Here is a 9737-nt window from a genome sequence, read left to right on the forward strand (position 1 = left end):
ACGGCCCACAGAATGATGTCACGCTGAAAATGCCGGCCTTTGAATGGGTTCATGTGCAGCTCCATCAGCAAAAGGGGATGATAAGTTTATCACCACCGACTATTTGCAACAGTGCCCGTAGATTTACGTGCATAGCCGATTTTCATTCTTTTCTCGCTAATTAGTTATGGGGTTATTGTTATGTTGATACAGTAACGAGTTTTGTTACATGAGGGGAGTCATTTTTCGGGAGAAGTCAGGACTTTTCAAGACTGTCACAAAAACCATCGTTTTTGATACATTAATTTAACCAATAGGTTGCAGATCAAATCGCCTGTAACAGCCTTTCTGGCTGTTTGTCGTTTTCAGAAGACGGCTGCACTGAACGTCAGAAGCCGACTGCACTATAGCAGCGGAGGGGTTGGATCCATCAGGCAACGACGGGCTGCTGCCGGCCATCAGCGGACGCAGGGAGGACTTTCCGCAACCGGCCGTTCGATGCGGCACCGATGGCCTTCGCGCAGGGGTAGTGAATCCGCCAGGATTGACTTGCGCTGCCCTACCTCTCACTAGTGAGGGGCGGCAGCGCATCAAGCGGTGAGCGCACTCCGGCACCGCCAACTTTCAGCACATGCGTGTAAATCATCGTCGTAGAGACGTCGGAATGGCCGAGCAGATCCTGCACGGTTCGAATGTCGTAACCGCTGCGGAGCAAGGCCGTCGCGAACGAGTGGCGGAGGGTGTGCGGTGTGGCGGGCTTCGTGATGCCTGCTTGTTCTACGGCACGTTTGAAGGCGCGCTGAAAGGTCTGGTCATACATGTGATGGCGACGCACGACACCGCTCCGTGGATCGGTCGAATGCGTGTGCTGCGCAAAAACCCAGAACCACGGCCAGGAATGCCCGGCGCGCGGATACTTCCGCTCAAGGGCGTCGGGAAGCGCAACGCCGCTGCGGCCCTCGGCCTGGTCCTTCAGCCACCATGCCCGTGCACGCGACAGCTGCTCGCGCAGGCTGGGTGCCAAGCTCTCGGGTAACATCAAGGCCCGATCCTTGGAGCCCTTGCCCTCCCGCACGATGATCGTGCCGTGATCGAAATCCAGATCCTTGACCCGCAGTTGCAAACCCTCACTGATCCGCATGCCCGTTCCATACAGAAGCTGGGCGAACAAACGATGCTCGCCTTCCAGAAAACCGAGGATGCGAACCACTTCATCCGGGGTCAGCACCACCGGCAAGCGCCGCGACGGCCGAGGTCTTCCGATCTCCTGAAGCCAGGGCAGATCCGTGCACAGCACCTTGCCGTAGAAGAACAGCAAGGCCGCCAATGCCTGACGATGCGTGGAGACCGAAACCTTGCGCTCGTTCGCCAGCCAGGACAGAAATGCCTCGACTTCGCTGCTGCCCAAGGTTGCCGGGTGACGCACACCGTGGAAACGGATGAAGGCACGAACCCAGTGGACATAAGCCTGTTCGGTTCGTAAACTGTAATGCAAGTAGCGTATGCGCTCACGCAACTGGTCCAGAACCTTGACCGAACGCAGCGGTGGTAACGGCGCAGTGGCGGTTTTCATGGCTTGTTATGACTGTTTTTTTGTACAGTCTATGCCTCGGGCATCCAAGCAGCAAGCGCGTTACGCCGTGGGTCGATGTTTGATGTTATGGAGCAGCAACGATGTTACGCAGCAGGGCAGTCGCCCTAAAACAAAGTTAACCCAGGATGAGAACCTTGAAAGTATCATTGATGGCTGCGAAAGCGAAAAACGGCGTGATTGGTTGCGGTCCAGACATACCCTGGTCCGCGAAAGGGGAGCAGCTACTTTTTAAAGCATTGACCTACAATCAGTGGCTTCTGGTGGGTCGCAAGACGTTTGAATCTATGGGCGCACTCCCCAATAGGAAATACGCGGTCGTTACCCGCTCAGGTTGGACATCAAATGATGACAATGTAGTTGTATTTCAGTCAATCGAAGAGGCCATGGACAGGCTAGCTGAATTCACCGGTCACGTTATAGTGTCTGGTGGCGGAGAAATTTACCGAGAAACATTACCCATGGCCTCTACGCTCCACTTATCGACGATCGACATCGAGCCAGAGGGGGATGTTTTCTTCCCGAGTATTCCAAATACCTTCGAAGTTGTTTTTGAGCAACACTTTACTTCAAACATTAACTATTGCTATCAAATTTGGAAAAAGGGTTAACAAAGCTATGCAATCGACGGCAAAAAGCTTCGTTCGCTTCGCGCACTACGCCTTTTCCGCGATTGATAGCGACGTTATGTGAATATTGAAATGAGCATTCCAAAGAAAGGAAGTAGAAAAATTATCGTGGGCGAAAATGAGTTTTTGTGGCTCATTAGGTCAAAACTCACATATTCGCAGGACTGTTTAGGTACAGAAATGACTGCGGTCGTTGAACCGGATGCCGGTCCTCACTGATGAAGAAGTGAACACCGTACGGGAATCGTGCCGGCAGCTTGGAGCTATCGGCCGGAACCTCAACCAGGTGGCCAGGGCCTTGAACATCGAGTTCAGGGAAAGTGACAAGCTCAAGCAAGAGGCCATCGAAAAACTGGCCGAACGGATCGACCAGCATTTGGACCATGTGTCTGAGCTGTTCGATAAGACCTGGAGCCGGTGGCACGATTGTCATTTTCAGAAGACGACTGCACCAGTTGATTGGGCGTAATGGCTGTTGTGCAGCCAGCTCCTGACAGTTCAATATCAGAAGTGATCTGCACCAATCTCGACTATGCTCAATACTCGTGTGGGCTCTGTTGCAAAAATCGTGAAGCTTGAGCATGCTTGGCGGAGATTGGACGGACGGAACGATGATGGATTTCAAGTGGCGCCATTTCCAGGGTGATGTGATCCTGTGGGCGGTGCGCTGGTATTGTCGCTATCCGATCAGCTATCGCGACCTTGAGGAAATGCTGGCGGAACGCGGCATTTCGGTCGACCATACGACGATCTATCGCTGGGTCCAGTGCTACGCCCCGGAGATGGAGAAGCGGCTGCGCTGGTTCTGGCGGCGTGGCTTTGATCCGAGCTGGCGCCTGGATGAAACCTACGTCAAGGTGCGGGGCAAGTGGACCTACCTGTACCGGGCAGTCGACAAGCGGGGCGACACGATCGATTTCTACCTGTCGCCGACCCGCAGCGCCAAGGCAGCGAAGCGGTTCCTGGGCAAGGCCCTGCGAGGCCTGAAGCACTGGGAAAAGCCTGCCACGCTCAATACCGACAAAGCGCCGAGCTATGGTGCAGCGATCACCGAATTGAAGCGCGAAGGAAAGCTGGACCGGGAGACGGCCCACCGGCAGGTGAAGTATCTCAATAACGTGATCGAGGCCGATCACGGAAAGCTCAAGATACTGATCAAGCCGGTGCGCGGTTTCAAATCGATCCCCACGGCCTATGCCACGATCAAGGGATTCGAAGTCATGCGAGCCCTGCGCAAAGGACAGGCTCGCCCCTGGTGCCTGCAGCCCGGCATCAGGGGCGAGGTGCGCCTTGTGGAGAGAGCTTTTGGCATTGGGCCCTCGGCGCTGACGGAGGCCATGGGCATGCTCAACCACCATTTCGCAGCAGCCGCCTGATCGGCGCAGAGCGACAGCCTACCTCTGACTGCCGCCAATCTTTGCAACAGAGCCTCCGTCGCCATGCTCACCTCGCTTTGGTGCACACGAGTATTGAGCATAGTCGAGATTGGTGCAGATCACTTCTGATATTGAACTGTCAGGAGCTGGCTGCACAACAGCCATTACGCCCAATCAACTGGTGCAGTCGTCTTCTGAAAATGACACTGTTTGTATATAATCATGAAAAAATGGTGAGTAGAGTTTCAGGGTAACAGGGGATGCTTATGTCGGTTTTCCACAACTGGCTACTTGAGATCGCATGTGAGAATTACTTCGTCTACATCAAACGCCTTTCCGCCAACGATACCGGCGCAACAGGTGGTCACCAGGTAGGGCTTTATATCCCTTCAGGTATCGTTGAAAAACTCTTTCCGTCTATCAACCATACCCGTGAACTGAACCCTTCGGTTTTTCTCACCGCACATGTGTCATCGCATGATTGCCCTGACAGCGAAGCCAGGGCAATTTATTATAACAGCCGTCATTTTGGTAAAACCCGGAATGAAAAAAGGATTACCCGCTGGGGTAGAGGCAGCCCACTTCAGGATCCTGAAAATACAGGGGCTCTGACGCTCCTGGCTTTCAAGCTTGATGAGCAAGGGGGGGACTGTAAGGAAGTAAATATTTGGGTATGCGCCAGCACTGATGAAGAGGACGTCATTGAGACCGCTATTGGTGAAGTTATACCCGGAGCGCTTATATCCGGCCCCGCAGGACAGATTCTAGGCGGACTATCTCTACAGCAAGCGCCAGTAAATCATAAATATATTCTACCTGAAGACTGGCACCTGCGCTTTCCGTCGGGAAGTGAAATTATTCAGTATGCAGCCAGCCATTATGTGAAAAATTCCCTTGATCCGGATGAGCAACTTCTTGACCGCCGGCGCGTGGAGTACGACATATTTCTATTGGTTGAGGAACTGCATGTTCTGGATATCATCCGGAAAGGATTTGGCTCTGTGGATGAATTTATTGCGCTGGCCAATTCTGTCAGCAATCGCCGTAAATCCAGAGCCGGGAAGTCGCTGGAACTGCACCTGGAGCATCTATTCATTGAGCACGGCCTGCGACACTTTGCGACGCAGGCCATCACAGAAGGTAATAAAAAACCCGATTTCCTTTTCCCTTCCGCAGGGGCTTACCACGATACTGAGTTTCCCGTAGAAAATCTGCGCATGCTGGCAGTCAAGACTACCTGTAAGGATCGCTGGCGTCAGATACTGAATGAGGCCGATAAAATTCATCAGGTGCATCTGTTTACACTCCAGGAGGGAGTTTCTCTGGCTCAATATCGGGAGATGCGGGAGTCGGGTGTCAGATTGGTCGTGCCATCATCTCTGCACAAAAAATACCCGGAGGCGGTGAGAGCTGAGCTAATGACGCTAGGTGCGTTTATTGCTGAGCTGACAGGGCTTTACGCAGATATTCCATAGATTATCTCCCGGCATAAATACCGGGAGGAGCGATCAGATTCGTTCAACCTTGCACGAATCGGCATTAACCGCTTTCAGGATATAAGGTTCAAGCAGTTTGGCTACGGCTTCAAACACGGGCACCACTACGGAGTTACCGAACTGCCTGTACGACTGAGTGTCTGACACAGGAATGCGAAAAGGCCTGCCATCTACTTTTTCAAAACCCATAAGGCGCGCGCACTCTCGCGGAGTCAGCCTGCGGGGCCGATGCGCCTGATTTTCTTCGTTCGCGAAGTCTGTTTCACCTGTGGCCATATCCCAGCCACGGTCTATCAGAATTTCAGACCCGTCTTTGTGATAGCGAGCAGAAAGCGTACGGGCAATGCTTTCTTTATTTTCAGGATTAACGAGGCCAAAACCGAATCCGTTACCCTTAGCTGCGTGCTTTTTGGCGTAGTTATAGAGATACTCCCAGAGTTTCGGCGTCAGTATATATTTGCTGTCAACCACGGGTTCCAGCAGTTCGCCAAATGACGGACGCTGTTCCGGATAAAAACGACTAATATCGCGCAGGGTAAAGCCCTGGTGAATGTTCAGATCACGGCGGAAACCGACCAAAACGATACGTTCTCGGTGCTGAGGTAAAAAGTGCTTTCCGTCGATAACTTTAGGATCGTTTTTGCCCATCTCAGCTGCATCCGCAACTTCATAGCCCAGTTCGTCGAGGGTATCCATGATGACTTTAAAGGTTTTACCCTTGTCATGGCTCTTCAGGTTTTTAACGTTTTCAAGAACAAAGATGGCAGGTTTTTTTGCGCGGATAATACGCGCCACATCGAAGAAAAGCGTTCCCTGAGCCTCACATTCGAAACCATGCGCGCGCCCGAGCGAGTTTTTCTTGCTTACGCCCGCAAGGCTAAACGGTTGACAGGGGAAACCTGCTAGAAGTACATCATGATCCGGCACATGCTCATTAATGTAAGCATAGGCATCGTTTTCAGGTACTTCAGGTTTATCACTGAGCGTGACTTCACGAATATCGAGATTGAAAGTGTGTTCCTGAGCATCGTTAAACCAGTTAGCTTTATATGTGCGCACAGCCTCTTTATTCCATTCACTGGTAAAAACGCACTGGCCACCGATGGTTTCGAAGCCCTTCCGTATACCTCCAATCCCAGCAAACAGGTCAATAAACCGGAAGGCATAGTCAGGGTGATGTGCAGGCGCTTCCGGAAGCATTTTTCGTAGAAGTTCCTCTTCGGCTAACGTCAGCGTCTTAGGTGAGCACTTACCATTAATCCAGCGATTAAGAGTCTCGCGACTCCACTCATTTTTACCAACTTTTCTAAGCAGTTCAGCCACGTACTTCTGGTCATAGATTTCCAGCACCTGCCCGAGCAGCTTTTTATCATTTTCCTGTCGCAGTTGTTCTTCCGCTTCTGCTTTCTCAAGCAGATCCTGCGCCAGTAATTCAAATTCAGACATATTGCCTCCATTGGGTCTTATGGGTGAAACTGTATCACTCATTTGACCCAGATTGAATGTTTTTATCTGGATATTTAAACAGGTTTATTGTTAGGTAACGCACGTTGGCCACGCTGGAGCGTCTTCTGGGCCTGCTGTCGGCCTTTGAGGTCGTGGTATGGATGACGGATGGCTGGCCGCTGTATGAACCCCGCCTGAAGGGAAAGCTGCACGTTATCAGCAAGCGTTACACTCAGCGCATTGAGCGACATAACCTGAATCTGAGACAACATCTGGCAAGGCTGGGACGGAAGTCACTGTCGTTCTCAAAATCGGTGGAGCTGCATGACAAGGTCATCGGGCATTATCTGAACATAAAACACTATCAGTAAGTTGGAGTCATTACCGGTTCTCTTTGTCTTTTAGTGATTCTATAAACCTCATTACGTCTGAATATAAAAATCTATTATTTGATTTATGTGGCTCATGAGGTTGTGGGATGGTCTTGTTTTTGAATGTGCCAGTTTTCTTAATGGCAAAGATTAACTCACCTTCTGTTATTCCTAACATTTCAGCAAATGTTTTTGCTTCTATAGTTACTGACTTCATTTAATTAACTCTCATGGTATCGATTTTCTTTACCGGCATCTTTAACAATGGTGCTCGTTTCTAGTGTTGCTGCGGTACGCTTCATCATCGTCTGCGGGGCGGTTGCGATAGTGAAGGAGCTGCCGGGCGTGAGCAAATCTATCAGGCGCTGGCCGCTGATAATCTCCATCCGTTCACTGGCAATACTGACAGATTTTGAACCTGCGCCGGTTTTCCCGGTATGGCAAAACAGACCGCGACAGTTATGACGTTTAAGCAACTTCTCGAACTCCTGTACGTGCTGTAAAGCAATATGGCCGCGATAGCGTTTAGCCTGAATAAGATAGCGATATTTTCCTATTATTACCTGGCCGTCAATGCCTCCATCGCCGGTATAGCGTTTGTTTCTGATGGTTCTGAAGCCATGCGCTTCAAATCGGGGTCTGACGCTCAGTGGAACGAAAACTCACGTTAAGGGATTTTGGTCATGAGATTATCAAAAAGGATCTTCACCTAGATCCTTTTAAATTAAAAATGAAGTTTTAAATCAATCTAAAGTATATATGAGTAAACTTGGTCTGACAGTTACCAATGCTTAATCAGTGAGGCACCTATCTCAGCGATCTGTCTATTTCGTTCATCCATAGTTGCCTGACTCCCCGTCGTGTAGATAACTACGATACGGGAGGGCTTACCATCTGGCCCCAGTGCTGCAATGATACCGCGAGACCCACGCTCACCGGCTCCAGATTTATCAGCAATAAACCAGCCAGCCGGAAGGGCCGAGCGCAGAAGTGGTCCTGCAACTTTATCCGCCTCCATCCAGTCTATTAATTGTTGCCGGGAAGCTAGAGTAAGTAGTTCGCCAGTTAATAGTTTGCGCAACGTTGTTGCCATTGCTGCAGGCATCGTGGTGTCACGCTCGTCGTTTGGTATGGCTTCATTCAGCTCCGGTTCCCAACGATCAAGGCGAGTTACATGATCCCCCATGTTGTGCAAAAAAGCGGTTAGCTCCTTCGGTCCTCCGATCGTTGTCAGAAGTAAGTTGGCAGCAGTGTTATCACTCATGGTTATGGCAGCACTGCATAATTCTCTTACTGTCATGCCATCCGTAAGATGCTTTTCTGTGACTGGTGAGTACTCAACCAAGTCATTCTGAGAATAGTGTATGCGGCGACCGAGTTGCTCTTGCCCGGCGTCAACACGGGATAATACCGCACCACATAGCAGAACTTTAAAAGTGCTCATCATTGGAAAACGTTCTTCGGGGCGAAAACTCTCAAGGATCTTACCGCTGTTGAGATCCAGTTCGATGTAACCCACTCGTGCACCCAACTGATCTTCAGCATCTTTTACTTTCACCAGCGTTTCTGGGTGAGCAAAAACAGGAAGGCAAAATGCCGCAAAAAAGGGAATAAGGGCGACACGAAAATGTTGAATACTCATACTCTTCCTTTTTCAATATTATTGAAGCATTTACCAGGGTTATTGTCTCATGAGCGGATACATATTTGAATGTATTTAGAAAAATAAACAAATAGGGGTTCCGCGCACATTTCCCCGAAAAGTGCCACCTGACGTCTAAGAAACCATTATTATCATGACATTAACCTATAAAAATAGGCGTATCACGAGGCCCTTTCGTCTTCAAGAATTTTATAAACCGTGGAGCGGGCAATACTGAGCTGATGAGCAATTTCCGTTGCACCAGTGCCCTTCTGATGAAGCGTCAGCACGACGTTCCTGTCCACGGTACGCCTGCGGCCAAATTTGATTCCTTTCAGCTTTGCTTCCTGTCGGCCCTCATTCGTGCGTTCTAGGATCCTCCGGCGTTCAGCCTGTGCCACAGCCGACAGGATGGTGACCACCATTTGCCCCATATCACCGTCGGTACTGATCCCGTCATCAATGAACCGGACTGCCACGCCCTGAGCGTCAAATTCCTTTATCAGTTGGATCATATCGGCAGTGTCGCGGCCAAGACGGTCGAGCTTCTTAACCAGAATGACATCACCTTCCTCCACCTTCATCCTCAGCAAATCCAGCCCTTCCCGGTCTGTTGAACTGCCGGATGCCTTATCGGTAAATATACGGTTTGCTTTCACACCTGCGTCTTTGAGTGCTCTGACCTGAAGATCAAGAGACTGCTGACTGGTTGAGACCCGAGCGTAACCAAAAAGTCGCATAAAAATGTACCTTAAATCGAATATCGGACAACTCATGTCTATTATTACAAATTTACGATTTAATAGACATATTAATGTAACAGTTTTACGATGTCCGATAATTTATAATATTTCGGACGGTTGCGAAATTGTTAATTCATGACCATCAGGCAGGGAGGCCGGTATGCCCGTCGATTTTCTGACCACTGAGCAGGAACTGAATTATGGTCGCTATGTTGCAGAACCCAATGACGTGCAGCTGGCGCGCTATTTTCATCTTGATGAGCGGGATCTTGCCTTCATTAACCAGCGGCGGGGAAGGCATAACCGGCTGGGAATTGCGCTTCAGCTCACCACCGCCCGTTTTCTGGGGGCACTGTTGCAAATAGTCGGTGGTGATAAACTTATCATCCCCTTTTGCTGATGGAGCTGCACATGAACCCATTCAAAGGCCGGCATTTTCAGCGTGACATCATTCTGTGGGCCGT

At 50.3% G+C, this 9737-nt stretch carries 10 protein-coding genes and 2 pseudogenes; 6 read left to right on the forward strand and 6 right to left on the reverse strand.

From position 1 onward, the window contains the following. Nucleotides 1–538: 538 nt before the first annotated feature. Nucleotides 539–1552 carry a class 1 integron integrase IntI1 gene (gene intI1 / locus ACOKCT_RS22700; protein ID WP_000845048.1) on the reverse strand — a complete coding sequence of 338 codons (1014 nt, stop codon included), beginning with the start codon at nucleotides 1550–1552 and terminating at the stop codon, nucleotides 539–541. Nucleotides 1553–1707: 155 nt separating this feature from the next. Between intI1 and dfrA14 the strand changes: the two genes are divergently transcribed. From dfrA14 to ACOKCT_RS22720, 4 genes are all read left to right on the forward strand, one after another. Then, nucleotides 1708–2181: a trimethoprim-resistant dihydrofolate reductase DfrA14 gene (gene dfrA14 / locus ACOKCT_RS22705; protein WP_004201280.1), complete on the forward strand. Its 474-nt coding sequence runs from the start codon at nucleotides 1708–1710 to the stop codon at nucleotides 2179–2181. 220 nt (nucleotides 2182–2401) lie between these two features. Next, nucleotides 2402–2668 carry a plasmid mobilization relaxosome protein MobC gene (gene mobC, locus ACOKCT_RS22710; protein WP_001144737.1) on the forward strand — a complete coding sequence of 89 codons (267 nt, stop codon included), beginning with the start codon at nucleotides 2402–2404 and terminating at the stop codon, nucleotides 2666–2668. 142 nt (nucleotides 2669–2810) lie between these two features. Further along, a complete protein-coding gene (locus ACOKCT_RS22715) occupies nucleotides 2811–3575 on the forward strand; it encodes an IS6-like element IS6100 family transposase (RefSeq protein ID WP_420193910.1) in 765 nt (254 codons plus the stop codon). Between the two features lie 266 nt (nucleotides 3576–3841). Further along, the gene (locus ACOKCT_RS22720) at nucleotides 3842–5050 is read left to right on the forward strand and encodes a type II site-specific deoxyribonuclease (protein WP_001749969.1); all 1209 of its coding nucleotides are present in this window, start codon (nucleotides 3842–3844) and stop codon (nucleotides 5048–5050) included. A gap of 33 nt (nucleotides 5051–5083) precedes the next feature. Here the strand turns inward: ACOKCT_RS22720 and ACOKCT_RS22725 are convergent, their stop codons facing one another. Beyond that, the gene (locus ACOKCT_RS22725; protein WP_001288432.1) at nucleotides 5084–6517 is read right to left on the reverse strand and encodes a DNA cytosine methyltransferase; all 1434 of its coding nucleotides are present in this window, start codon (nucleotides 6515–6517) and stop codon (nucleotides 5084–5086) included. Nucleotides 6518–6615: 98 nt separating this feature from the next. Between ACOKCT_RS22725 and ACOKCT_RS22730 the strand changes: the two are divergent. Continuing rightward, nucleotides 6616–6888, forward strand: a pseudogene (locus ACOKCT_RS22730) (IS1 family transposase); the annotation flags it as partial. A gap of 10 nt (nucleotides 6889–6898) precedes the next feature. On the opposite strand, the gene ACOKCT_RS22735 reads toward ACOKCT_RS22730, so the two are convergent. The 4 genes from ACOKCT_RS22735 to ACOKCT_RS22750 all read right to left on the reverse strand — a co-directional run bounded on the left by ACOKCT_RS22735 (nucleotide 6899) and on the right by ACOKCT_RS22750 (nucleotide 9270). Continuing rightward, a complete protein-coding gene (locus ACOKCT_RS22735) occupies nucleotides 6899–7105 on the reverse strand; it encodes a hypothetical protein (RefSeq protein WP_001749967.1) in 207 nt (68 codons plus the stop codon). Nucleotides 7106–7109: 4 nt separating this feature from the next. Then, nucleotides 7110–7538 carry a restriction endonuclease gene (locus tag ACOKCT_RS22740; RefSeq protein WP_054575786.1) on the reverse strand — a complete coding sequence of 143 codons (429 nt, stop codon included), beginning with the start codon at nucleotides 7536–7538 and terminating at the stop codon, nucleotides 7110–7112. Between the two features lie 131 nt (nucleotides 7539–7669). Then, entirely contained in the window at nucleotides 7670–8530 is an 861-nt protein-coding gene (locus ACOKCT_RS22745; RefSeq protein ID WP_000027057.1) for a broad-spectrum class A beta-lactamase TEM-1, read from the reverse strand. Nucleotides 8531–8712: 182 nt separating this feature from the next. After that, a complete protein-coding gene (locus ACOKCT_RS22750) occupies nucleotides 8713–9270 on the reverse strand; it encodes a recombinase family protein (protein ID WP_001235713.1) in 558 nt (185 codons plus the stop codon). Nucleotides 9271–9433: 163 nt separating this feature from the next. On the opposite strand from ACOKCT_RS22750, the pseudogene ACOKCT_RS22755 reads away from it, so the two are divergent. After that, nucleotides 9434–9631, forward strand: a pseudogene (locus tag ACOKCT_RS22755) (DUF4158 domain-containing protein); the annotation flags it as partial. Between the last annotated feature and the right edge of the window lie 106 nt (nucleotides 9632–9737).

This window comes from Leclercia sp. M-A074-M, from assembly GCF_965195605.1.
Classification (GTDB): domain Bacteria; phylum Pseudomonadota; class Gammaproteobacteria; order Enterobacterales; family Enterobacteriaceae; genus Enterobacter.

Bases quoted from the DNA above. Each gene is read 5' to 3' on its own strand.
- intI1 (WP_000845048.1), bottom strand. From the start codon at position 1,552: ATGAAAACCGCCACTGCGCCGTTACCACCGCTGCGTTCGGTCAAGGTT.
- mobC (WP_001144737.1), top strand. From the start codon at position 2,402: ATGCCGGTCCTCACTGATGAAGAAGTGAACACCGTACGGGAATCGTGC.
- ACOKCT_RS22715 (WP_420193910.1), top strand. From the start codon at position 2,811: ATGATGGATTTCAAGTGGCGCCATTTCCAGGGTGATGTGATCCTGTGG.
- ACOKCT_RS22720 (WP_001749969.1), top strand. From the start codon at position 3,842: ATGTCGGTTTTCCACAACTGGCTACTTGAGATCGCATGTGAGAATTAC.
- ACOKCT_RS22725 (WP_001288432.1), bottom strand. From the start codon at position 6,517: ATGTCTGAATTTGAATTACTGGCGCAGGATCTGCTTGAGAAAGCAGAA.
- ACOKCT_RS22735 (WP_001749967.1), bottom strand. From the start codon at position 7,105: ATGAAGTCAGTAACTATAGAAGCAAAAACATTTGCTGAAATGTTAGGA.
- ACOKCT_RS22745 (WP_000027057.1), bottom strand. From the start codon at position 8,530: ATGAGTATTCAACATTTTCGTGTCGCCCTTATTCCCTTTTTTGCGGCA.
- ACOKCT_RS22750 (WP_001235713.1), bottom strand. From the start codon at position 9,270: ATGCGACTTTTTGGTTACGCTCGGGTCTCAACCAGTCAGCAGTCTCTT.